Here is a 23,175-nt window from a genome sequence, read left to right as displayed (position 1 = left end):
TGTGGTCTCGGACACGATCGCGCGGCGATCCGGGCACCGGGATGTCTCGGCGCGCGCCCGCGCCGCGGCGGGCCTCGGGGGCGCAATCCTTAGCATGACGGCGAATTCCGTGGTCGGAGCGTCGCAACCCTCACCGACAGGGATGTATCGCGGTGATTAACACAAATTCGCAACCGACAGGTCCGTCCTGTGAAGATTGCACCGAACGGGACTTCGATGCCCGATCCGTATCCCCGGGCGGGTACCTTCTACCCATGTTCTCCAAAGTCCTGGTCGCCAACCGCGGCGAGATCGCCATTCGCGCCTTCCGCGCGGCCTACGAGCTCGGCATCGGTACCGTCGCGGTTTTTCCGTACGAGGACCGCAACTCCGTGCACCGGCTCAAGGCCGACGAGGCCTACCAGATCGGTGAGCCCGGTCACCCCGTGCGGGCGTACCTGTCGATCGAGGAGATCATCAAGGCCGCCAAGAGCGCCGGTGCGGACGCCATCTACCCGGGCTACGGCTTCCTGTCGGAGAACCCGGACCTGGCCGCCGCCTGCGCCCGCGAGGGCATCACCTTCATCGGCCCGTCCGCGCAGGTGCTCGAACTGACCGGTAACAAGGCGCGCGCCATCGCCGCCGCCAAGGCCGCCGGACTGCCGGTGCTGCGCTCGAGCGAACCGTCCGCCGATGTGGACGCGCTCATGACGGCCGCGGAGTCCATGGAGTTCCCGCTGTTCGTCAAGGCCGTGGCCGGCGGCGGCGGGCGCGGCATGCGGCGGGTCACCGATCCGGCCCAGCTGCGCGAATCCATCGAGGCCGCCGCGCGCGAGGCCGAATCCGCCTTCGGCGACGCGACCGTGTTCCTCGAGCAGGCCGTGGTCAACCCCCGCCACATCGAGGTGCAGATCCTGGCCGACCAGCAGGGCAATGTCATCCACCTCTTCGAGCGCGACTGCTCGCTGCAGCGCCGCCACCAGAAGGTGATCGAGCTCGCCCCCGCCCCGAATCTGGATCCCGAACTCCGCGACCGCATTTGCGCCGACGCGGTGGCCTTCGCCCGCCAGATCGGTTACTCCTGCGCGGGCACCGTGGAATTCCTGCTCGACGAGCGCGGCAATCACGTGTTCATCGAGATGAACCCGCGAATCCAGGTGGAGCACACGGTGACCGAGGAGATCACCGATGTCGACCTGGTGCAGTCGCAGCTGCGCATCGCCGCCGGGGAGACGCTGGCGGATCTGGGCCTGAACCAGGACGGCATCCAGATCCGGGGCGCGGCGCTGCAGTGCCGCATCACCACCGAGGACCCGGCCAACGGCTTCCGGCCCGACACCGGCCGCATCACCGGCTACCGCTCGCCCGGCGGCGCCGGCGTGCGCCTGGACGGCGGCGCGAATGTCGGCGCGGAGGTCGGGGCCTACTTCGACTCCATGCTGGTCAAGCTCACCTGCCGCGGGCGCGATTTCGCCACCGCGGTGGCGCGCGCCCGGCGCGCGGTCGCCGAATTCCGCATCCGCGGCGTGACGACCAACATCCCGTTCCTGCTCGCGGTGCTGGACGATCCGGACTTCCGCGCGGGCCGGGTGACCACCTCGTTCATCGACGAGCGGCCGCAGCTGCTCACCCTCAAGAGCTCGGCCGACCGCGGTACCAAGATCCTGCAGTACCTGGCCGACGTCACCGTGAACAAGCCGCACGGCTCGCGGCCGACCAAGGTGTACCCGCACGACAAGCTGCCCGCCCTCGACATGACCGTGCCGCCCCCGCCCGGCTCCCGGCAGCGGCTGCTCGAGCTGGGACCGGAGGGCTTCGCGCAGTGGCTGCGCAACCGCGAGGGGGTGGCCGTCACCGACACCACCTTCCGCGACGCGCACCAGTCGCTGCTGGCCACCCGGGTCCGCACCAACGGCCTGCTCGATGTGGCCGGACACGTCGCGCGCATGACGCCCGAGCTGCTGTCCATCGAATGCTGGGGCGGCGCAACCTACGACGTGGCGCTGCGCTTCCTCTACGAGGACCCGTGGGAGCGGCTCGCGGCGCTGCGCGAGGCGGTGCCGAACATCAACCTGCAGATGCTGCTGCGCGGCCGCAACACCGTCGGCTACACGCCGTACCCCGAAAAAGTCACGCGCGCTTTCGTTTCCGAGGCCACCGCCACCGGCATCGACATCTTCCGCATCTTCGACGCGCTCAACAATGTCGACCAGATGCGCCCGGCCATCGACGCCGTCCGCGAAACCGGCACCGCCCTGGCCGAAGTCGCGCTCAGCTACACCGGCGACCTGTCGAACCCGAGCGAGGACCTCTACACCCTCGACTACTACCTCAAGCTCGCCGAGCAGATCGTCGAGGCCGGGGCGCACGTCATCGGCATCAAGGACATGGCCGGACTGCTGCGCGCGCCCGCCGCGCACACCCTGGTCACCGCGCTGCGCCGGGAGTTCGACCTGCCCGTGCACGTGCACACCCACGACACCCCGGGCGGCCAGCTGGCCACCTACCTGGCGGCCTGGCAGGCCGGTGCGGACGCCGTCGACGGCGCGTCGGCGCCCATGGCGGGCACCACGTCTCAGCCCGCGCTCTCGGCCATCGTTGCGGCAGCGGCGAATTCGCCCCACGACACCGGGCTGAACCTGCAGAACGTATGCGACCTCGAGCCGTACTGGGAGGCGCTGCGAAAGGTGTACGCGCCCTTCGAATCCGGGCTGCCGGGGCCGACCGGCCGCGTCTACCACCACGAGATTCCCGGCGGCCAGCTGTCGAACCTGCGCCAGCAGGCCATCGCGCTCGGCCTGGGCGACCAGTTCGAGCAGGTCGAGGCCAAATACGCCGCGGCCGACCGGATGCTGGGCCGGCTGGTCAAGGTCACCCCGTCCTCCAAGGTGGTCGGCGATCTGGCGCTGGCACTGGTCGGCACCGGCGTCGACGTCGAGGACTTCGCCGCCGACCCGGGCCGCTACGACATCCCGGACTCGGTCATCGGGTTCCTGCGCGGCGAACTCGGCACCCCGGCCGGCGGCTGGCCCGAACCCTTCCGCAGCCGCGCCCTCGCCGGCCGCGGCCCCGCCAAGCCGGAGACCCAGCTGACCGCGGCCGACGAAGCCGGGCTGAACGGGACCTCGGCGGAGCGCCGGGCCACCCTCAACCGCCTGCTGTTCCCCGGCCCCACCGCCGAATTCGTCGCCCACCGCGAGAAGTTCGGCGACACCACCGGGCTGTCGGCCAACCAGTTCTTCTACGGCCTGCGCCACGATGAAGAACATCACGTCCAGCTCGACAAGGGAGTCACCCTGCTCATCGGCCTGGAGGCCATCTCCGAGCCCGACGAGCGCGGCATGCGCACGGTCATGTGCATCCTCAACGGGCAGCTGCGCCCCATCACGGTGCGCGACCGATCCATCGCCAGCGAGATCCCCGCCGCCGAGAAGGCCGACAAGACCAATGCCGGCCACATCGCGGCGCCCTTCGCCGGCGTGGTGACCCTGGCCGTCTCCGAAGGCGATTCGGTCGCGGCGGGCGACACCATCGGCACCATCGAGGCCATGAAGATGGAGGCCGCCATCACCGCCCCGCGCGCCGGCGTGGTCCGCCGCGTGGCCATCACCAAGGTGCAGCAGGTGGAGGGCGGCGACCTGCTCGTCGACGTGAGCCTCACCGAGGCCGCCGCCGAATGACCCGCATCGTGGCGGGTACCGCCGGGGGCCGCCGCCTCCGCGTCCCCCCGGCGGGCACCCGCCCCACCTCCGACCGGGTGCGCGAGGCCCTGTTCAGCCTTCTGCACGCCCGCATGGATTTCGACGGCCTGCACGTCCTCGACCTCTACGCGGGTTCGGGGGCGCTGGCCCTGGAGGCGCTGTCCCGCGGCGCCTCGCACGCGCTGCTCATCGAAGCGGACCGCAAGGCCGCCGCCATCATTCGCGGCAATATCGGCGACCTCGGGCTGCCGGGCGCGGAGCTGCGCCAGAACTCGGTCACCAGCGTCCTGTCCGGTGCGCCGCCGGAACGCTACGACCTGGTCTTCTCCGACCCGCCCTACGACCTCGACGTCGCCGACGTGCAGGCCGACCTCCGCGCCCTCGCCGCCAACGGCTGGCTCCACGACGACGCCCTCATCGTCGTCGAACGCTCCACCCGCTCGCCCGAGGTGTCCTGGCCCGACGGCTACGCACCTCTGAAGTCCCGCACCTACGGCGAAACCCGCATCGACCTCGCCGAATTCGAGGGCTGAGTGGTCCGCGGCAGTACGGCGTCGGCGTCCTGAGTCGCGCCGAAGATGAGTTCGCCCGCGGCTGCCGCAGCGGCGAGCTCCTCGGCGCCCGCGGGTCGCGGAATTCCTCGCTTTGCGTGGCTCATTCTTCGCGACTACGAAGAACGCGGAGCGAGGGCCGACGGATTCTCGGACTGCCACTGGTCTGAATACCGACAGGAACAGACCGGAGTAGGGAGTACGTGATGTCGGATTCGATACGGACCGCCGTGGTCACCGGTGCGAGCCGGGGATTCGGGCGGGCGATCGCCGCCTCACTCGTCGCGTCGGGCGCGCGGGTGATCGGCGTGGCGCGGGACGAGCAGGCACTGCAGGACGTCCGTGTGGAGCTCGGGGAGAGGTTCGTGCCGGTTGCGGCCGACGCTACCGAGGAAGCCGTGGCGCAGAAGGTGATTCGCGTGTACCGGCCGGAATTGCTGGTGCTCAATGCCGGGGCCACTCCACCCCTGGCCCCCGTGCACGAGCAGACCTGGGAGACCTTCAGCCGCAACTGGGAGACCGATACCAAGCAGGCGTTCGTCTGGATCGGGGCAGCCCTGCGGGAGCCGCTGCCCCCGGGGAGCGCGGTGATCGCCATGTCGAGCGGGGCCGCGCTGGCCGGGTCGCCGCTCAGCGGCGGATACGCGGGAGCCAAGTCCACCATCCGGTTCATCCGGGCCTACGCCGCCGAGGAATCGGACCGCGCGGGGCTCGGCATCCGGTTCGTGGCCCTGCTGCCCCGGCTGACACCGGCCACCGGGCTCGGCCAGCAGGCGGTCGCGGGGTATGCCGCCCGGCAGGGCATCGACGTGGAAACCTATCTCGCCGGGATGGCACCGGTGCTCACGCCCGAACAGGTCGGCAAGGCGGTGGTCGAACTCGCCGACGATGCCGGCAGCGCGGCGGAATACTTGGTGAGCGGCGCCGGGCTGAAGCAGATCGGCTGAGGGGTCGCGACCATGACGACCAGCGCACCTCCGGGAGTAGCGGCCATGCCCTCCGACACCGAACGGCCCGCGGTCACCGCACCGCCCACCGAGCGCGAATTCGCCGCTCTCACACAGCGATTCCGGCCGGAGCTGCTCGCGCACTGCTATCGCATGCTGGGGTCGGTGCACGATGCCGAGGACCTGGTGCAGGAGACCTACCTGCGGGCCTGGCGGGGGTTCGGCGGGTTCGAGGGCCGGTCGTCGCTGCGGCACTGGCTCTACAGGATCGCCACCATGGCCTGCCTGACCGCGCTGGAAGGGCGCTCGCGCCGGCCGCTGCCGTCGGGGCTGGGCGCGCCGGAGGACGATCACCGGGTGGCGATGGCGGCCCGGGAGCCCGGGGTGGCGTGGTTGCAGCCCGCGCCGGACTCGGTGTTCGGGTTCGACGATCCGGCCGCCATCGTGGCCGGGCGGACGGGGGTACGGCTGGCCTTCATTGCGGCACTGCAACTTCTGCCCGCCCGGCAGCGCGCGGTGCTGACGCTGCGCGACGTGCTGGCCTTCCGGACCGCGGAGGTCGCCGCCATGCTGGACACCACGCCGACCGCCGTGGACAGTGCGCTGCGGCGGGCGCGGAGCCGATTGGCGCAGGCCGGGCCGGTGGAGGCGGACCTGGCCGAGCCGGACGAACTCGCGCAGCGGCGGCTGCTCGACGGCTATGTCGACGCGTTCACCCGCGCCGACCATGCCGCGCTGCTCGAACTCCTGCGTGCCGACGTGGAGATGGAAATGCCTCCCACGCCAACGTGGTTCACCGGACGCGAGGCGGTCCTCGGATTCCTGCGCAGCCGTATCCTGCGGCCGGGCCTGTGGCGTTTCACGCCGACCCGCGCGAATGGCCAGCCCGCCTTCATCGTTCACAAACGCGTCGACGACCACCACTACGAGGCCTACGGGATTCACGTCCTGACGCTGATCGGGACCAGGATCGGGCGCATCACCGCGTTCAACGACCCGGCCCTGGTCCGCACCTTCGGCGCGGCGGCCATGCTCGAACTCTGAGGCCCGCCGTCGAGATCCGAAGCGGGAGTGGAGGATACGGCGATGCCCGCCGTGCGCGAACACGGCGGGCATCGTCACGAAGTTTCGCGAACGTCAGTTCTGGAACAGGTCCTTCACCGACTGCGGGGCCTTGTACTGGCAGGTGTTGGCCAGACAGCCCAGGTCCCACAGCTGCTCGATGGCCGACAGCACCGAGTAGTGGTCCGAGACCTCGGTCGACACCTTGTGGTGCGGCTGGGGCTTGCCCTGCTCGCCCTGCTCCTTGTGCACCTTGTCGGAGTTGATCACCAGCAGCGGGGCGTCGCCGCCACCGAGCACGGCGCCGTTGGCGCCGACCGGGCTGCCCGGGCCGCCGGAGAAGCCGGAGTAGTCGTTCTCGTCCCAGGCGATCACGATGCTGGAGCGGGTCTTCTTCCAGACGTCCGAGTTCGTGATCTTGGTGACGGTGTCCTTCAGATAGTCGTCACCCAGGTGGATCGGGCCGTGCGCCACACCGGAAGCCGGCTCCTCACAGGTCGGCTTGTTGATCAGCGTCGCGGCCGCGTGGGAGAGGCCGTGCATGTCCGAGCACTGATCGGGGCTGATCCAGGTGAAGGCCGGCACGTTGCCGCTCTTCAAGTCGGCGTCGAAGTTGTTCTCGAACGGCACGACCTTCTGCAGGCGGGCGTTGCCGGGGGAGTTGACGTCCGAGAAGTACATGAACGGGTTGTGCTTCTGGGCGTACAGCTTGACCGTGGTGCCGTTGACATTGCCCGGCGCGAACTCGCCCTGGAAGCCGGCCGACGGCATTCCGCCCATGTAGGCCTTCCAGGACTTGCCCTTGCCCTCGAGCTCGTCGACCAGGTTCTTGCCGGCGAACATGTGCGGCTTGGCGGTCGCGCTGGCGATCTGCGCCGGGGTCAGCGCGGCGCCGGAGGTGCCGTCGCCGGAGTTCGGGACGAATTCCTCGGGGGCGCAGGTGGAGTCGGCGCCGGCCTTGCAGTCGTCCCAGATGCCCTGGAAGTCGCCCGAGAACATGGAGAGATAGTTCGGCAGACTCGGGTGGGTCACGCCGTGGAAACCGGTGGACACGCCGTTGTCGTTGGCCAGCTGGTTGATGAACGGCGCGTCGGCGGTGTTGCCGAGGATGTCGTCGTCCCCCTGGTTCTCCATCATGATGTAGAAGATGTGCTCCGGGGCCGCCCCCTGGCCGTTACCCGGATCGGCGGACGCGGTCGCGCCCACCAGGCCGCTGAACGCGCTCACAGTCGCAGCCACGGTGACTGCGATCTTCCGACCCAACGATGCCCTTGCCATATGCGTGTACTACTTCCTCATCGAGCGTAATTGCCGATGCAGCTTCGCAATTGGCCGAGCAAACGATCAACGCGAGCAAACCGAACAGTACGCGAACGCGGGAAGGCCAGATTCTGGGTTGCAAAACCATAGCTGACCAGGCATGACCGATTTGCGAAGTTTGGGGCGACGCCGGTCGGCACCCCGCCATGCGGTAGCGTTCGGCCATGGCTGGAGCACTGTGCCCTGGGTCGTTCGACCCCGTGACCAATGGACATCTCGACGTGATCGCCCGCGCCGCCGGGCAATTCGACGAGGTCGTCGTGACCGTCGTGGTGAACCCCAACAAACAGGGCATGTTCACCGTCGAGGAGCGGATGGACCTGATCCGCGAGGTCACCGCCCACCTGCCCAATGTGCGGGTGGAATCCTGGCGCGGCCTGCTGGTCGACTTCGCCAAACAGCAGGGCATCACCGCCATCGTCAAGGGCCTGCGCGATGCCACCGACTTCGGCTACGAGCTCCAGATGGCTCAGATGAACCGCAAGCTCACCGGTGTCGACACCTACTTCATCGCCACCAACCCGGCCTACGGCTTCGTCTCCAGCTCCCTGGTCAAGGAGGTCGCCGCCTACGGCGGTGACGTCGCCGACCTGCTCCCGCCGATCGTCCACAAGCGCCTGCTCGCCCGCATCGCCGAACGCCGGGGCTGATCGCCACCGCAGGGGCGCAACCTCTTCCGCCCCTGCGGAATCCGGCCCGGTTCGGAGTGCGCGGACGGCGATAATCACAGTGCGCGGACCGTCAGGCCGCGCGGTTCGGGCGCCGGGGCCGGCTCGATCCGGCCGTCCGGGCGGCGTCGGCGGGTGGCCAGGGCGGACCGCAGGTGCCGGGCCGGCCGCCCCCTGACCAGGTCGTCCCAGGTCCAGCGGACCACGTCGAAACCGAGGGCGCGCAGATAGGTTTCACGGGTCCGCTCGCGCTGCACGGCGGCCGCGAGGTCCTGACCCGGCCGCAACAGCCGGCCGTACTCGGTGGGCCCGTCGAATTCGCAGAGGACACCGGCGGATTCGTAGTAGAAGTCGACCCGGCCGACGAACCGGCCGTCCGGAGTCAGCACATTGCCCTGCGATCGGGGCAGCGGTAGCGCGTGCTGCTGGATCATGGTGCGGCTCAGGGACTCGCCGATGCTCTGACTGCGGCCGTCGAGCATCGCGATCACCTGCTTCGCCTGCCCGATCCCGTAGCGGCCCTTGGCGCGGGCGAGCTCCTCACCCAGTTCGGCCGCTCCCAGTCCGAACATGCCGGCCAGCGCGTCGCCCGCCACGACGGCCGCGTCGAACGGCAGGGTCAGGGCCAGATCCACCACCGTCCGCGCCGGGGTGGTGACCAGCAGCCCGTCGAGCTCCGCGGCCGAATCCACCGGTGAACCATGGATTTTCGTGCAGGGCCTGGTCCGGCCGCCACCACGGCGGTTGCGGGTGACGCACACGCGGTCCAGGGGCGCGCGCCACAGCGTGGTGCCGTAGAGCACGGCCGCCGACTGGTGACTCACCACGGTGCCCGCCGCCATGTCCGGCAGCACGGCCCGGATCAACCGCCGATGCTGTTCCCGCCGGTCCAGAGCCGGCGCGAGCCCGTGCTGCCCACGTCCGCGCTGTTGCCCGTGGCTCCGCTGTTGCCCGTGCCCCCGCTGCTGTCCGTGGCTCCGCTGTGCGCCGCACCCCTCGAGCAGCGCCTGCCGGGATCCGCTTGTCCCGCACCGCCGTCCGCCACTCGCGGCCGTCCCCCTGGCACCGGTGGCGATCGTCTCGGCCGTCGCGCCCATCGCCGCGGCGGCCGCCGTGGTCCGGGCTGTCACTCGCCCTCCCGGCGGGGCTGCTGCGGGCGCCGGTGCCGCACGCACGACCCGCAGACCCGCCCCGTCGGCCGCTGTGGTCGCGGCCCGGCCGTATCCCGCCGTCCCCCAAGGCATCCGCGCCAACGGTCCATGTCGGAACTCCTTTCGTCGTCGATGCTGTCTTGGACGCCGACCGGCCGAAAAGGGTTCCCGCACATGCGGAGAACACCGAGGGGATGAGGCTCAGAACACCCAGAGCCGCAGGGTGAGGAAGCGCATGGTGCCGACCGCGGCGGTGATGCCCAGCACCGCAATGGCTTCGGTGAGGCCGCCGATGCCCGGCTCGGTGACCTCGAGAATGGCCAGCCCACCCGAAGTGATGGCCAGTCCGGCCAGCGCGAGCGCGCCGCCTTCCAATTGCGCTGTGTACCAGCGCACCCGGTCGGCCGCCTGGAAGGTGAGCCGCCGGTGCATTTCGTTGGCCAGCGCGGTGCTCACGATGGAGCCGGCCAGATTGGCCAGCTGCGGGCCGCCGCCGTAGAGCGCGAGGAACAGCAGGATGTAGCCGACATTGCTGAGGCCGCCCACCAGGGCGAAGCGAATCAACTGCGCGAAGACCGCGTCGCCGCGGAGCCATACCCCGAGCCGGCCAAGCCAGCGCGAGCCCGTCGCGTGCAGGGCTTCGGTGCCGTGGGCGAGGGCCTCGGTGCCGTAGGCCAGGGCCTCGGTGCCGTAGGTATAGGTGTTCACCAGCCCGGTCACGGGCATCGTCGCCCGTTCCGGAATCTCGTGGACAGCCATCGTCTTCCCCATCCGAACACATCGGTGTCGGCCGGGCGGTCCGGAGTTCTTCCGGGCCAGCCAGTGGCCGACACGTTCTCGCCCTTCCACGGTAACACCAAGTGGAGTGGATTCCTCCACTTGTTTTTGTGGTCTGTGAAACAGGCCATGTTCCGGAAAACCAGCGACACGCCGTGTCGGACCTTGTTGACAGCGCTGAGATTGGCAGACTGGCGGAAGCGGAGAGTCTCGCCGTGAGTCCTGGCAGGAGAGTGGGGTAGCACATGTACCGGGTATTCGAAGCGCTCGACGAACTGGTGGCCATCATCGAAGAGGCCCGCGGCATCCCGCCGACCCGCAACTGCATCGTGCCGCGCGGTGAGGTGCTGGAACTTCTGGATGATGTCCGCGAGGCCCTGCCCGGCGAACTCGACGACGCCCAGGACGTGCTCGATCACCGCGACAAGATCGTCACCGACGCCCGCACCGGCGCCGAGACCACGGTCAAGACCGCCAATGAGCAAGCGCACCACACGGTTACCTCCGCGCGCGACGAGGCCGACCGCATCCTCGCCGACGCCAAGGCGCACGCCGATCGCATGGTCGCCGAGGCCCGCGCCCACGCCGAGCACCTGGTCGGCTCGGCGGAGGAGGAGGCCGAGCGCACCGTCGCCGACGGCCAGAAGGAATACGACACCCTCACCGGCCGGGCCCGCGCCGAGGCCGACCGCCTGGCCGTCGCCGGACAGGCCTCCTACGACCGCTCGGTCGCCGAGGGCAAGGCCGAGCAGGACCGTCTGGTCTCGCAGACCGAGGTGGTCCGCGCCGCCCATGCCGAATCCGCCCGGCTCATCGACACCGCCCAGGCCGACTCGGACCGCCTCCGCCAGGAATGCGACGACTACGTCGACGGCAAGCTCGCCGACTTCGAGGAAACCCTGCACAACACGCTGCGCATCCTCGGCCGCGGCCGCCACCAGGTCCGCCCGGGCGGTTCCGTCCCCGACTACGCCTCCGAGTTCCGCCGCTGAATTTCCGGTTGGATTGCCCGCTTTCGTCCCATTTGGGTCGCAAGCGGGCCCTTCGGTATTGTTGGGTGGTTGCCCATTCCACACCTAGCGTGAGTGAGTTCAGAGATGTCCGCCGATTCCGGTCATGGTTCGCGTCATCGTCACAAGACGACCGACGCGGGCTTCGTGCTGGACGTACGCAGTCTCGGACGCGCCCCCGGTTCCATGCGCGCACTGCAGCGCACCCTGACGACCGCCGAGAAGATCGGCCTCGATCTGATCGGCATCCCGGCCGGTGCGCAGGTCGAGCTGGATCTCACGCTGCAGTCGGTCTCCGAAGGTGTGCTCGTCACCGGCACGGTGTCGGCTCCCATCGAGGGCGAATGCTCGCGCTGCCTCGAATCGTTCACCGACGAGATCGAATTGCAGCTCACCGAGCTGTTCGCCTACCCGGACAGCGCCACCGAGCAGACCACCGAGGAAGACGAGATCCCGCGCCTGGTCGACGATTTCATCGACCTGGAACCGGTGATCATCGACGCCGTCGGCCTGGAGCTGCCGCTGCAGCCGCTGTGCGAGCCGGACTGTGCCGGATTGTGCCCGGAATGCGGCGTCAAGATGGCGATTGCGGGTTCCGGCCACGGTCATGAGATACTTGACCCTCGCTGGGCCGGACTCGCCAAGTTCTCTGCCAAAGAACACAGCAACGCTGAGTCCACCGACGCGGAGACCGTGTCGGACCCATCAACCGATTCCACCCTTGCGGGACACAACGGTGCCGCAAGTAAGAAGACAGAGGAGAGCTAGTCGTGGCCGTTCCGAAGCGCCGGATGTCCCGTGCCAACACCCACGCGCGTCGCAGCCAGTGGAAGGCCGCCGCGCCGACCCTGATCACCTGCCCGAACCGCGCCTGCGGCCAGAAGACCCTGCCGCACATCGCGTGCCCGAGCTGCGGCACCTACAAGGGCCGTCAGGTCACCTCCGCGATCTGATTCGCTTCAGCCGACCGTGACCGCCAGCAAGGATGCGGCGGATATTCCCGCCGTAGGTGATGCAGCCGACCATGCCAGTCTGCTCGAGGCACTCGGCGTGGACGTACAACCGGAGCTTCTGCGCCTAGCGCTGACGCACCGGTCGTATGCCTACGAGAACGGTGGCTTGCCGACCAACGAGCGCCTGGAGTTCCTGGGCGATTCGGTGCTCGGCCTGAGCATTACCGAGCGCCTCTATCTGGAGCACCCGGACAAGTCCGAGGGTGAGCTGGCGAAGCTGCGCGCGAGCGTGGTGAACATGCACGCGCTGGCCGAGGTGGCCCGCTGCCTCGGTGAGGGCGGTCTCGGCCGCCATCTCCTGCTCGGTAAGGGCGAGGAGCTCACCGGTGGCCGCGACAAGCCGAGCATCCTGGCCGACGGCATGGAGTCGCTGCTGGGTGCGGTGCACCTGCAGCACGGCATCGATGTGGCACGCACCGTCGTGTTGCGGCTGTTCGCCGAACTGCTCGAGCGCGGTCCCCGCATGGGGGCCGGGCTCGACTGGAAGACCAGCCTGCAGGAGCTGACCGCCGAGCGCGGTATCGGCGTGCCCAGTTACGAGATCACCTCCACCGGGCCCGACCACGACAAAGAGTTCACCGCCACCGCGGTGATCGGTGGTCAGGGTTATGGCCAGGGGGTGGGCCGCTCCAAGAAGGAAGCGGAACAGAAGGCCGCGGGCGCGGCCTACAAGGCGTTGCACGCCGAGAACGCGCCCGAGGGTTCGGCCGACGGCTCGAAGAGCTAGATGCCCGAACTTCCCGAGGTCGAAGTCGTCCGGCGCGGGCTCACCGAGCATGTGGTGGGCCGCGTCCTGGACCGGGTGACGGTCAAGCATCCGCGTTCGGTGCGCCGGCACGAGCTGGGCGGGGACGATCTCGCCGCCCGATTGACCGGTCTGCGCGTCGAGAACGCGCAGCGGCGGGGCAAATTCCTGTGGCTCACCTTCGATGAGCCGGACACATCTCTGGTCGTGCATCTCGGCATGTCCGGGCAGATGCTGGTGCAGCCCGCGACCGCGCCGCTGGAGAAGCACGCGCACATCATCGCCGCCCTCGACGACGGAAACGAACTGCGGTTCGTGGACCAGCGCACCTTCGGCGGCTGGATGCTCTCTGATCTGGTCGAGGTGGACGGGACCTGGGTGCCGGAGTCCGCCGCGCACATCGCGCGCGACCCGCTGGATCCGCTCTTCGACGCCGATGCCGTGGTGAAGACCCTGCGCGGCAAGCAGTCCGAGATCAAGCGGCTGCTGCTGGATCAGACCGTGGTGTCCGGTGTCGGCAATATCTATGCCGACGAGGCGCTGTGGCGGGCCAAGATCCACGGTGAGCGCTCGGCGGCCAAGCTGACCGGGCCCGCGCTGCACGCGCTGATCGGCGAGACGCGGAACGTCATGGACGCGGCGCTGCGGGCCGGCGGCACCTCCTTCGACGCGCTCTACGTGAACGTCAACGGCCAGTCCGGGTACTTCGAGCGGTCGCTCAATGCCTATGGGCGCGAGGATGAGCCGTGCCGGCGCTGTGGTGCGATCATGCGCCGGGAGAAGTTCATGAACCGTTCGTCTTTCTCATGCCCCCGTTGCCAACCCCGCCCGCGCGGCTGAGACCAGCGGGTATTCTTCGCTTCAAGGTCATTCCAGTGTGGCCGAGCCTCCCTATCCTGTCTGTCGAGGCGCTACCTTTTTCACTAGCGGCATGTGTTGTGCCGGCTGGAGGAAACAATGCGCAAGCTGACCTACTACGTCGCGGCCACCATCGACGGATTCATCGCCACCGATGCGGGCTCGGTCGACTTCTTCCCGGTCGGGGGTGACCACGGGCCCGCGATCATCGCGCAGTATCCCGAGACTCTCCCGACCAAGGTTCGTCAGGTGCTGGGCGTCGACAAAACCTGCCAGAACTTCGACACCGTGATCATGGGCCGCAAGACGCACGATTTCGGTGTCCGGACCGGCACTTCCAGCCCGTACGCCCATCTGCGGCAGTTCGTGGTGTCCACCACGCTGCCGGAGAATCCGGCCCCCGATGTGGAGTTGATCGCCGGGAACCCGACCGAGCGGGTGCGCGAGCTCAAGCGCGAGAAGGGGCTCGGCATCTGGCTGTGCGGCGGCGGTGAACTCGCCCAGACCCTGCTGCCCGAGATCGACCAGGTGTTCCTGAAGCTCTACCCGATGGTGCTGGGCCACGGCCGCCCGCTGTTCGGCACGGCCGGTCACCTGCCCGAACCCGCCCGGTTCCGGGTGCTCACCAGCCGCGTCTTCGAGGACGGCGTGGCCTTCATCAAGTACAGCCGGGTGCGCTGACCGCCGCTATGCCAGGTCGTGGTCGAGCGCGTAGATCGCGGCCTGGGTCCGATCCCGGACACCCAGCCGCGTCAGGATGTTCGAGACATGGTTCTTCACCGTGCCCTCGCTGACATACAGGGCGCGAGCGATCTCCCGGTTGGACGCGCCGGTCGCCAGCAGGCGCAGGATCTCCGATTCCCGTTTGGTCAGGTCGGCGGCGGGCTGCGGGCCGGTGCCGCGGCCCGGGTCGCGCAGCATGCCGAGCACGCGGGCGGACACGGTCGCCGAGTACTGATCGACACCGGCGTGCACGAGCCGGACCGCCGCGGCGAGGTCGGCCGCCGGGAGATCCTTGAGCAGGTATCCGCGCGCGCCCGCCCGCAGGGCCCGGATGACGTACTCGTCGTCGTCGAAGGTGGTGAGCATGAGGACCTTCGTGCGATCGCGTAGTGCCGCCGCCGCGGCCAGGCCGTCCAGGACCGGCATCCGGACGTCCATCAGTACCACGTCGGGTTTCCGTTCGAGGGCGAGATCGACTGCGGCCGAACCGTTCTCAGCGGTGCCGACTACTCGCACCCCGGCCTGGAGCGTGAGCAGGGAGGCGATGCCCTCGCGAACCAGTGGTTGATCGTCGGCGATGAGGACGGTGGTCGCGGTGGTCATCGTGAACCCCGGGGGAGTCGCGCTCGCAGCCGGGTGCCGGCCGGCCCGGTGTCCACCCGGAGTTCTCCGCCCAGGAGTGCGAGCCGTTCGCGCATGCCGGTCAGGCCGTGACCCGCCACCGCGCCGGGATCGAAACCCCTTCCACCGTCGGAGATTTCGAGGAGACTGTGCGCGGTCCGGTGCTCCACGCGAACCGTGGCGGTCGGCGCCCCGGAATGGCGGAACGCGTTGGTGAGACCCTCCTGCGCGGCCAGATACAGGGCGAACGCCGCGGATTCGCCGGGCTCGTCGGCGCCGTCGATGTCGATCCGCACCGGAAATCCACTGCCGTCCAAGCGGTTCGCCAGTGTTGTCAGTGCGGCGGCGAGCGTGAAGCCGCCGGTGTCGGCGCGCAGGGTTCCCACGGCGGTGCGTACCTGATCCAGTGCGGCACGTGCGGAATCGCGCGCGTCGGCGAGGGCCTGATCCGCGGCGGCGGCATCCCGGCTCCGGTACGCGGCCGCTTTTTCCAGCTGGATCGCGACCACCGCCAAATGGTGTCCTGCGGTGTCGTGGATATCGCGCGCCACCCGCGCGCGCTCGGCGGCCGCGGCCAGCGACGCCGCCTGATCGGCGTATTCGCGCAGGCGCGCATGCGATTCCGACAACTCCGCCAGCAACCGTTCGGCCCGCCGCTGGCCGTTCTCGGCCCGCACCGTCAGCGCCCCGAGAGCCACGGCGAACACCACCCCGATCGAGAACATCACGAACTCGGCCGGCCGCGCGGTGCCGGTGCGGTCGGGTGCGTGCAGCGCGACGGCGGTGGCCACCACGCCGAGGATCGTCGCCGCCACTGCGATCGCGGCCCGGCGGCCCAGCGTCACAAAGGCTTCGAACGGCAACAGCACGAACAAGACCTTGGCATTGCCCGAAACATCGGCAGCCGCTGCCACCGCGAACAGCACCGCATGTCCGCCGACCGCCGCCACCGCCATGATCCACCCGGCCCGCCACGGCTCCGGCGCTGCGGCCACACCCGGCGCCCCGGAAGCAACCGCCGCGCAGGCTGATTCGGCCGCGGCTCTGTCGTCGCGCCGGTGCGGCTCGTCTGGCGGGCGCGGCGTGATGCCCGGGTTCGAATCGGGAGGCCATCGGCGACGGTGCAGCGTGGGCGACTCCGGGTCGTCGGCAGGGTGCCGGGAGGTGGCCGCGATCCGGCCGGCGACCTGGGTGGACCGGCCGGAGCGGAGGTCCAGCGCGGTGAGTGCGAGCAGGGCGAGGGTGAGGGTGGTGAGGCGCAGGGGAGTGGCAGGGATGGTGGCGGAGAGGGTCGCGAACCAGGCGGCGCACAGGACCGAGGCGTAGGTGAAGCACGTTACCCAGGTGAGTGCGCGCGGCCGGGACATGGGATCGAGCGTAGGGACGCGGTGCGGGCGGGGCGAGGGACCGGCGCGGAAATAGGTCGAAGGTCATGGTTTCGTCACCGGTCACCGTGCCGCGGGTCATCGGCCGCGCGGCACTTATCGGCCGGGGGTGCCGGTTCGTAGCGTTCGGGAGGTACGACTTCGTCTGCCCCGGAAGGGAATTGCGTAATGAACGGTCGATCGTTGTTCCGGCTCGCCGCCGTCGCCGGTGTGGTGTGCGGTGCGGCCACCGCACTCGCTGGTGTCCTGGAAACCATTGCCGGGCAGAAGTTTCCGGTCACCGAGGTGCTCAATGGCGGGGCGGTGCCGTTCGGGATCGCGTTCGCGGCGGGGCTCTACCTGGCGCAGTACGAGCGGATGGGGCGGTTCGGCGGGTGGGCGTTCGCGGTGCACTTCCTGAGCTTCGGATACTTCGCGGGCATCGCGTTCACCATGAACTTCGTCCTGGTGCATCTGGATTCGGCCGTGGTCGGCCACCTGCTCGACGGGCCCGCGCGCTGGGCGTTTCTCGCCACAGCGGCGCTCACCCTGCTGGGGACCTGGCTGTTCTCGGCGGCACTGTGGCGTGCGCGCGTGGTCCCGCCCTTCGCCGTCGGGTGCTATGCCGCCGGACTGACGGCGCTGTCGCTGACGTTCCTGCTGCCCGCGCCGATCGTGCGGGTGGGCCATGTGTTCGTGGGCGCCGGCATGATCTGGCTGGCCACGTGGCTGCGTGCGGCGGCCGGGCGCGCCGCCGACCGGCTGCCGCAATACAGCTAGCCGGGCCTCAGAGGATCGCGACCGCCACCACCAGGCCGATGGCGATGTGCGCGGCGGACACCACCACGGACTCGCTGCTGAACTCCGGATTCTTCAGCACCGCACCGATATCGATGCCGAGCACGAATTCCAGGCTGCGCATCGCGATCACCTGGGCCACGATGCCGACCAGTCCGTAGATCGTGGTGGCGATCAGGCCCTCGGCGAGCTTGCCCGCCTGCGCGTAGATGGCCAGTACCACGATGAACGCCGTACTGAGCATGGCCGCGGAGCTGACGATCACGGCGTTCGGCAGCCCGCGCGCCACCATGGCGCGCAGGGGGCCCGGGGTGGTCCAGTCCACGGCCTGGAAGCCGATGAGCAGCAGCACCAGGCCCAGCAGGGCGTAGCACAGGATCGCGCCGACGCCGCGGCCCAGGGAGTGCCAGTACCCGGCTTCGAGTGCGAGAGCGGTGGTCATCGGGATCCTCCGGATCGGGGTGAATCGGGCGGTGGCTACTGCGGTGTGTGGCTGCTACTGCGGTATGCGGTGCGGGACGAAGGTGGAGCTGTCGTCGGTGATCAGGCCGACGGTCTCCCGGATACCCAGTCCCGCGGAGGTGTCGCCCACGATCCAAGCACCCAGCACCGGTCGCATGCCGTCGAATTCGGGGAGCGGGTCCAGCATCTGGTAGACGTACCCCTCCGCGCCGTAGACGCCGCCGGTGGCGGTTTCCATGCCCGCCCCGACGATGGTCATGTTCGCGCCCTCGCGGCCCAGCTTCGGCTTGCGGATGTACTCGGTCAGCTCGTGCGGGTCGTCGAGGTAGGCGGGCAGCAGGTTGGGGTGGCCGGGGTACATCTCCCACAGCACCGCCAGGATCGCCTTGTTGGAGAGCAGGGACTTCCAGAGCGGTTCGATCCACATGGTTTCCGGCAGGGACTCCACCACGCGGCGGCCGAAATCGTCGTCGAGGGCCCATTCCCACGGGTAGAGCTTGAAGATGGCCTCGATGGGAGCCTCGGCAAGATCCACGAAACGGTGCAGCTCCGTGTCGAATCCGACGTCCTCGATGGGCAGGGCGACGGTGTCGAATCCGGCCTCGGCGGCGGTCTCCTGCATGTAGGCGGTGGTGACATTGTCCTCGCCGGAGGAGTCCGCGCCCGACCAGCTGAAGTGCAGCTGCGAGCCCGGCAGCGTCTCGCGCATCTCACCCCAGCGCTCGACCAGCTTCTCGTGCAGCGAATTCCACTGGTCGTCGTCCGGGTGGGTGTCGGTGAGCCAGTGCCACTGCACGATTGCCGCCTCCAGCAGGGAGGTGGGCGTATCGGCGTTGTACTCCAGCAGTTTCGCCGGGCCGCGGCCGTCGTAGCGCATGTCGAAGCGGCCGTAGATGTGCGGGTCGGAGCGATGCCATGACTTGGTGATCGGTTCCCAACTCCACTGCGGCAGCCCGAAATCGGCGAATCGCTCGGTCAGCACCACCTGTTCGACGGCGTGCAGGCACATGGAGTGCAGCACCTCGACCTGCGCCTCCATGGCCAGGATCTCGTCCATGTCGAACTCGTAGTGCACCGACTCGTCCCAGTAGGGCCGGGGTTGCCCGTTCGGGTATTGCCCCGGCGAGCCGTAGACCAGACCCTGACTCTCGATGATCCGCTGCCAGCCCGGCCGCGGAGTGCTGCGTACCCGCCGCACTAGGAACCTCCACCGTGGATCTTCGCGCCGAGTCCGCCGCGTTGAATCGTGCTGCCGCTCTTGGTCTTCACCGTCGCACCGCTGGGCGCCGATGTGCTACCGCCGCTCGGCGCGTGCCCGATGGTGCCGGTGCCGCCGTAGTAGTAGCGATACGAGTGCCCCGCCAGGAGGAAGAAGCCCGGGTGAATCCCGCTGTCCCCGTGGTCCGTCGCATCCGAGCAGTAGTTGTCCGGAACGACGATCTCCTGATTGTCCTGTGTCGCAGTGACACTCTGCCCCTGCCCGGTGGGCACGGTCTCACCCTTGTTGGCCACCACCGTGCAATAGGCGGTCACCTCGGGTCCGTTCCAGGCCGACGCCACCAGGTACCCGCCGCCGACCAGCGCCGCGATCCCCACCACCGCCGCACCGCCGATGAGTAGCCGCTTCTTCTTGCGCTGCTTGGCTTCCGCGGCCTCCGCCTCGGCCCGCTCCTGCTCCTCGGCCCGCTTCCGGGCCTTCTCGCGTGCCCGCGCCTCCGCGACCGTGGGCGGCCGCGGCTGGGTGATCCCCGCCTCCTGCGTGGTGATGGTGCCACGTCGCGGCGGCGCGGCCGGCTCGACCATAGGCGCCGGCAAGGCCGGTTCCGCCGGCTCCAGCACCGGCCCGGGCAGGACGAATCCGGCGTTGCCCAGCAGCGGCCCCGGCGCGGCGGTCGGGCCACCGGCCCCCGGCCGCCCGAAAGCTCCGGGCCCACCATGGAATTCCCCCGCGAGATGATGCGGCCCGTGCTGCTCGCCGCCGTGCTCCGCCCCGAAATCCGCCGGCATCGGCAGCGTCGGCTGGTGTCCCGCCGGTCGATCCGCACCGGGCTCGCCGAAACCGCCTGCGCCGCTCTGAGATTCACCGGATCCGGATTCGTTCGGCAGCGCGAGCGTCGGTTCGTTGCCGCCCCGGCGACCCGGGCCCGGCGGGCCGGATTGTCCGGACGTGCCGCCCCCATCTTCTGCACCGGATTCGGCGGGCGGCGCGAGAGTTGGCTCCTGGCCGCGTGGTTGACCTGGTGCGGGTGCTCCGGTCGAACCAGGTGCGGAGCCCGAACCTCGCGCGGTCTCCGGTGTGAATCGGACGGTCGGGTCGGTGCGGCCGATCGGCGCGAAGGTCTCGTCGTCCGGATCGCTGGGGAGCGGGTAGTGCTCGTGGCCCGGGTGGGCGGGATCGGCTGGGGCGGTATGGGATTCGGCGGGGTGTGCGGGGTCGGGGGTGGGGCGGTCCGGGTTTTCCGGACTACCGGGACGGTCTGTGGACATTGGTCGACTCCGTGGGCTCGCCGCTCGCTAGCGTTCTTCGAATCCTGTCATGTCGCCCGCGGCGGCATTCCAGTCTTCCACCACCAGGTTTACCCGACCCGGTGTAGTACCGGAACGTAGCAGGTCGAGCAGGGTTTCGCAGCGATCGCGGGGCCCTTCGGCCACGACGTGCACGCGGCCGTCGCTGTGATTGCGGGCATAGCCGGTCAGGCCCAGTTCCAGGGCGCGCGAGCGCGTCCACCAGCGGAAGCCGACTCCCTGGACCAGGCCGTGGACCCAGGCGCTGAGCCGGACCGGTTCACCGCTCATTCGTCTACGCGGAAGGTCAGGTTGACGGTGGTGCCCGCCTTGAGGGTGCGGCCGACCGTGCAGACCTTGTCGACGGCGCGCTGCGCGGCGACCAGCAGGCGGTCGCGGGTTTCGGCGTCGAGTTCGCTGAGGTCGAGCTCGAACTCCTCGTTGAGCTCCGGGTACACCTCGTTCTCGCGGTCGGCGTCGCCGGCGACGTGCACGGTGGCGTCGAACGTGTCGCCCAGCCGGCGCGCGAGGGTGAAGTCGGCGCTCAGGCCGGTGCAGCCCGCCAGCGCGATCTTCAGCAGCTCACCCGGGGTGAACGCGCCCGGCACGCCCGCGGACGCGATGAGCACCTCGCCACCGCGGTTGTTGCGGCCGGTGTAGGCGCGGGTGCCGGTGCGTTCGGCCCACAGCTTGACCGGCTCGGCGGCCGGGTCGGTGGTGGCGGTCTGCGGTGCGGCGGTCTGTTCGGACATAAGGAAGATCCTCCCATTGGGTCACCCGGGGCAACCATCTGGTTGCCGCTCGTTCGGAACGCCGAGGTCGTCAGCCGAATTCCGCCATCAGCTCCGGGGTGATCTCTTTCAAACTGTCCGCGACGTACGCCGCCAGCGCGAGGGCGTCCACGGTGAGCGGGTACTTGGGGTGCGGAACGGCGATGACCGTCATACCCGCGGCGTGGGCGGCGCGCAGGCCGTTGCTGGAATCCTCGATGGCCACACACGCGTCGGGGTCGATGCCCAGCCGTGCGGCGGCCTCGAGGTAGCCGTCGGGTGCGGGCTTGCCGCGCGCCACCTCCTCGGTCGACACGGTGGCGGCGAACAGGTCGGTGACGCCCATGCGATCGAGCACCACGTCGATCAGCCGGCGCGGGGACGAGCTGGCCAGCCCGAGGGTGTGGATCCCGGCCAGCCGGCGCACGGTGTCGACCGCGTCCGGCATGAGCGGCAGGTGGTCGCCGTAGCGGGCGGCCATCCGGGTGATGACGTCCTCGGCGACCTCGCCGGGTGCGCGGCGGCCGTCGAGCAGATCCTCGCTCAGGTACCGCGACCATTCGGCCGTGCTCATTCCCATGAGCCGCTCCTGGGTGTCGGGCAGCCAGCGCCCGCGCATCTCCTCGACGTACGCGCGCCGCACCTCCTCCCAGATGGGTTCGGTGTCGATGAGCACGCCGTCCATGTCGAACACGATCGCAACAGGCATGTCCTCCATGGTGGTTCATCACCGTCCGGGTACCCGGCATCGGGGGCGCGTGCGGCGCGTCCACTGAATGGGATCGCGGTGCGGAACCGCGCCGCGCGCTCGCGGGCGGAGTTAGCGTCCGAAGCGAAAGACGCATACCCGCAAGCGAATACCGAGGTGGGCCGTGGGCACGGTCATGGACATCTACGATCCGGAGCTCTATGTGTCCGGGCCATTCCACGAGATCTTCGCCGATCTGCGGCGCACGGACCCGGTGCACTGGCAGGAGATGCCGGGCGAACCCGGCTACTGGGCGATCCTCAAACACGCGGATGTGGCGCACGTGGCCCGCAATCCGGAACTGTTCTCCGCCGAGCGGGAGGGCGTGATCCTGGAGAACCAGCCGCCCGAACGCCTCGAGCAGACCCGCAACATGCTGCTCATGATGGATCCGCCGCGGCACACCGACTACCGCAGGCCGCTGGCCGAGCACTTCAAGGCCCGGGTCATCGGCGAACTGGAGGACCGGGTCCGGGAGCTGACCCGGAATCTGCTCGAAAGCGTCGACGGCGACGTCGAATTCGTGCACGACGTGGCGGGCGTGCTGCCCAGCCAGGTGGTGGGCGGTCTGTTCGGGATTCCGGTCGCGGACTGGCCGAGCATCCGGCGCTGGGCCGAACAGTCCACCAGCCAGCAGGATCCGGACCTGGTCGGCGATTTCGACGTGACGGCCGAGCTCACCAATATGGCCATCTACGCCATCCAGTTCGCCATGGCGCGGCGGGCCGAGCCGCCGCAGGCGGATCTGACCTCGCTCATCCTGGGCGGGTCCTACGGTGGAAAACCCATGTCGGACCTGGAGTTCGGCAGCTTCTTCACCCAGCTGGTGACCGCGGGCAACGACACCACCAAGACCATGCTGTCCTCGGGTCTGGAACTGCTGCTGCGGCATCCCGAGCAACTCGCGGCACTGCGCGCGGATCCGGCGCTGATTCCCGGTGCGGTGGAGGAGATCCTGCGATACGCCAACCCGCTGCACTACTTCCGGCGCACCGCCACCGCCGACACCGAGATCCGCGGGGTCCCCATCAAGGCCGGGGACAAGGTGGCCATGTGGTACACCTCGGCCAATCGGGACGAGGACGTCTTCGACGACGCCCAGCGCTTCGACATCCGGCGAAACCCCAACCCGCACCTGTCCTTCGGGCTGGCCCAGCATTTCTGCCTGGGCGTGCACCTGGCCCGGCTGGAGGGCCGGGTGTTCTTCGAGGAGCTGCTGACCCGCTTTTCCGCAATAGAGCAGACCGGCGAATCCCGCCGGATCCGTTCGAATCTGAACAACGGCCTCAAGACATTGCCGCTCCGCCTGACGCGGTAAGTTCGCGCGTCCATCACCGCGGCGACGCCCGGCCGTTACCCGCACCCGCGACTCTGTCGAGATCTCGGCGCACCCGTCCGGGGG

At 69.4% G+C, this 23,175-nt stretch carries 24 protein-coding genes; 13 read left to right on the top strand and 11 right to left on the bottom strand.

The annotated features are described in order from the left end of the window. Positions 1 to 254: 254 nt before the first annotated feature. From ACFXKA_RS16055 to ACFXKA_RS16040, 4 genes are all read left to right on the top strand, one after another. Complete coding sequence (locus ACFXKA_RS16055; protein ID WP_379427779.1) at positions 255 to 3,659, top strand: pyruvate carboxylase; 3,405 nt, start codon at positions 255 to 257, stop codon at positions 3,657 to 3,659. Then, on the top strand, positions 3,656 to 4,213 hold the full coding sequence (gene rsmD / locus ACFXKA_RS16050) for a 16S rRNA (guanine(966)-N(2))-methyltransferase RsmD (protein WP_354837829.1): 558 nt from the start codon (positions 3,656 to 3,658) through the stop codon (positions 4,211 to 4,213). The genes ACFXKA_RS16055 and rsmD overlap by 4 nt, the downstream gene beginning before the upstream one ends. 224 nt (positions 4,214 to 4,437) lie before the next feature. Further along, entirely contained in the window at positions 4,438 to 5,178 is a 741-nt protein-coding gene (locus ACFXKA_RS16045; RefSeq protein WP_379427778.1) for an SDR family oxidoreductase, read from the top strand. A 45-nt stretch (positions 5,179 to 5,223) separates the two neighbouring features. Beyond that, entirely contained in the window at positions 5,224 to 6,222 is a 999-nt protein-coding gene (locus ACFXKA_RS16040; protein ID WP_379427818.1) for a sigma-70 family RNA polymerase sigma factor, read from the top strand. Positions 6,223 to 6,315: 93 nt separating this feature from the next. Here the strand turns inward: ACFXKA_RS16040 and ACFXKA_RS16035 are convergent, their stop codons facing one another. After that, positions 6,316 to 7,479, bottom strand: coding sequence for an alkaline phosphatase family protein (locus tag ACFXKA_RS16035; RefSeq protein ID WP_379427777.1), 1,164 nt, complete (start codon positions 7,477 to 7,479; stop codon positions 6,316 to 6,318). 245 nt (positions 7,480 to 7,724) lie between these two features. Between ACFXKA_RS16035 and coaD the strand changes: the two genes are divergently transcribed. Further along, entirely contained in the window at positions 7,725 to 8,210 is a 486-nt protein-coding gene (coaD, locus tag ACFXKA_RS16030) for a pantetheine-phosphate adenylyltransferase (RefSeq protein WP_354837819.1), read from the top strand. 74 nt (positions 8,211 to 8,284) lie between these two features. Here the strand turns inward: coaD and ACFXKA_RS16025 are convergent, their stop codons facing one another. Further along, complete coding sequence (locus ACFXKA_RS16025; protein ID WP_379427776.1) at positions 8,285 to 9,358, bottom strand: hypothetical protein; 1,074 nt, start codon at positions 9,356 to 9,358, stop codon at positions 8,285 to 8,287. 222 nt (positions 9,359 to 9,580) lie between these two features. After that, positions 9,581 to 10,150: a GtrA family protein gene (locus tag ACFXKA_RS16020; RefSeq protein WP_379427775.1), complete on the bottom strand. Its 570-nt coding sequence runs from the start codon at positions 10,148 to 10,150 to the stop codon at positions 9,581 to 9,583. 251 nt (positions 10,151 to 10,401) lie between these two features. On the opposite strand from ACFXKA_RS16020, the gene ACFXKA_RS16015 reads away from it, so the two are divergent. The 6 genes from ACFXKA_RS16015 (at position 10,402) to ACFXKA_RS15990 (ending at position 14,463) form a co-directional block, all read left to right on the top strand. Beyond that, the gene (locus ACFXKA_RS16015; RefSeq protein ID WP_364613692.1) at positions 10,402 to 11,148 is read left to right on the top strand and encodes a DivIVA domain-containing protein; all 747 of its coding nucleotides are present in this window, start codon (positions 10,402 to 10,404) and stop codon (positions 11,146 to 11,148) included. Between the two features lie 105 nt (positions 11,149 to 11,253). Next, a complete protein-coding gene (locus ACFXKA_RS16010) occupies positions 11,254 to 11,934 on the top strand; it encodes a YceD family protein (protein ID WP_379427774.1) in 681 nt (226 codons plus the stop codon). Between the two features lie 2 nt (positions 11,935 to 11,936). Next, positions 11,937 to 12,119 (top strand): 50S ribosomal protein L32, encoded by a 183-nt coding sequence (gene rpmF / locus ACFXKA_RS16005; RefSeq protein ID WP_040859971.1) that lies wholly within the window; start codon positions 11,937 to 11,939, stop codon positions 12,117 to 12,119. A gap of 16 nt (positions 12,120 to 12,135) precedes the next feature. Continuing rightward, positions 12,136 to 12,906, top strand: coding sequence for a ribonuclease III (gene rnc, locus ACFXKA_RS16000; protein ID WP_379427773.1), 771 nt, complete (start codon positions 12,136 to 12,138; stop codon positions 12,904 to 12,906). After that, on the top strand, positions 12,907 to 13,764 hold the full coding sequence (gene mutM / locus ACFXKA_RS15995; protein WP_379427772.1) for a bifunctional DNA-formamidopyrimidine glycosylase/DNA-(apurinic or apyrimidinic site) lyase: 858 nt from the start codon (positions 12,907 to 12,909) through the stop codon (positions 13,762 to 13,764). It begins immediately after the preceding gene. Positions 13,765 to 13,881: 117 nt separating this feature from the next. Further along, positions 13,882 to 14,463, top strand: a complete 582-nt coding sequence (locus ACFXKA_RS15990) for a dihydrofolate reductase family protein (protein ID WP_354837804.1) — start codon at positions 13,882 to 13,884, stop codon at positions 14,461 to 14,463. 6 nt (positions 14,464 to 14,469) lie between these two features. Here ACFXKA_RS15990 and ACFXKA_RS15985 read toward each other — a convergent pair whose 3' ends face one another. Both ACFXKA_RS15985 and ACFXKA_RS15980 read right to left on the bottom strand, forming a co-directional pair. Beyond that, positions 14,470 to 15,108 carry a response regulator gene (locus ACFXKA_RS15985; RefSeq protein ID WP_379427771.1) on the bottom strand — a complete coding sequence of 213 codons (639 nt, stop codon included), beginning with the start codon at positions 15,106 to 15,108 and terminating at the stop codon, positions 14,470 to 14,472. Then, positions 15,105 to 16,493, bottom strand: a complete 1,389-nt coding sequence (locus tag ACFXKA_RS15980) for a sensor histidine kinase (protein WP_379427770.1) — start codon at positions 16,491 to 16,493, stop codon at positions 15,105 to 15,107. Before ACFXKA_RS15980 ends, ACFXKA_RS15985 begins: the two co-directional genes overlap by 4 nt. 186 nt (positions 16,494 to 16,679) lie before the next feature. Here ACFXKA_RS15980 and ACFXKA_RS15975 point away from each other — a divergent pair, with 186 nt between their 5' ends. Then, a complete protein-coding gene (locus tag ACFXKA_RS15975; RefSeq protein ID WP_379427769.1) occupies positions 16,680 to 17,270 on the top strand; it encodes a hypothetical protein in 591 nt (196 codons plus the stop codon). Positions 17,271 to 17,277: 7 nt separating this feature from the next. Here ACFXKA_RS15975 and ACFXKA_RS15970 read toward each other — a convergent pair whose 3' ends face one another. The 6 genes from ACFXKA_RS15970 to ACFXKA_RS15945 form a co-directional block, all read right to left on the bottom strand. Further along, the gene (locus ACFXKA_RS15970) at positions 17,278 to 17,730 is read right to left on the bottom strand and encodes a DUF350 domain-containing protein (protein WP_379427768.1); all 453 of its coding nucleotides are present in this window, start codon (positions 17,728 to 17,730) and stop codon (positions 17,278 to 17,280) included. Between the two features lie 54 nt (positions 17,731 to 17,784). Beyond that, positions 17,785 to 18,948: a glutathionylspermidine synthase family protein gene (locus ACFXKA_RS15965; RefSeq protein ID WP_379427767.1), complete on the bottom strand. Its 1,164-nt coding sequence runs from the start codon at positions 18,946 to 18,948 to the stop codon at positions 17,785 to 17,787. Next, a complete protein-coding gene (locus ACFXKA_RS15960; protein WP_379427766.1) occupies positions 18,948 to 20,237 on the bottom strand; it encodes a hypothetical protein in 1,290 nt (429 codons plus the stop codon). Before ACFXKA_RS15960 ends, ACFXKA_RS15965 begins: the two co-directional genes overlap by 1 nt. Before the next feature lie 27 nt (positions 20,238 to 20,264). Continuing rightward, the gene (locus ACFXKA_RS15955; protein WP_354837790.1) at positions 20,265 to 20,546 is read right to left on the bottom strand and encodes an acylphosphatase; all 282 of its coding nucleotides are present in this window, start codon (positions 20,544 to 20,546) and stop codon (positions 20,265 to 20,267) included. Beyond that, positions 20,543 to 21,007 carry an OsmC family protein gene (locus ACFXKA_RS15950; RefSeq protein WP_354837788.1) on the bottom strand — a complete coding sequence of 155 codons (465 nt, stop codon included), beginning with the start codon at positions 21,005 to 21,007 and terminating at the stop codon, positions 20,543 to 20,545. Before ACFXKA_RS15950 ends, ACFXKA_RS15955 begins: the two co-directional genes overlap by 4 nt. A gap of 70 nt (positions 21,008 to 21,077) precedes the next feature. Next, the gene (locus ACFXKA_RS15945) at positions 21,078 to 21,734 is read right to left on the bottom strand and encodes an HAD family hydrolase (RefSeq protein ID WP_379427765.1); all 657 of its coding nucleotides are present in this window, start codon (positions 21,732 to 21,734) and stop codon (positions 21,078 to 21,080) included. 163 nt (positions 21,735 to 21,897) lie between these two features. On the opposite strand from ACFXKA_RS15945, the gene ACFXKA_RS15940 reads away from it, so the two are divergent. Further along, positions 21,898 to 23,091: a cytochrome P450 gene (locus ACFXKA_RS15940; RefSeq protein WP_379427764.1), complete on the top strand. Its 1,194-nt coding sequence runs from the start codon at positions 21,898 to 21,900 to the stop codon at positions 23,089 to 23,091. The last annotated feature ends 84 nt before the right edge of the window (positions 23,092 to 23,175 follow it).

The organism is Nocardia sp. NPDC059228 (assembly GCF_042754245.1).
Taxonomy (GTDB): Bacteria; Actinomycetota; Actinomycetes; order Mycobacteriales; family Mycobacteriaceae; genus Nocardia.
Note: the sequence above shows the minus strand (reverse complement) of the source record. Positions and strands in the feature narration are given on the sequence as shown.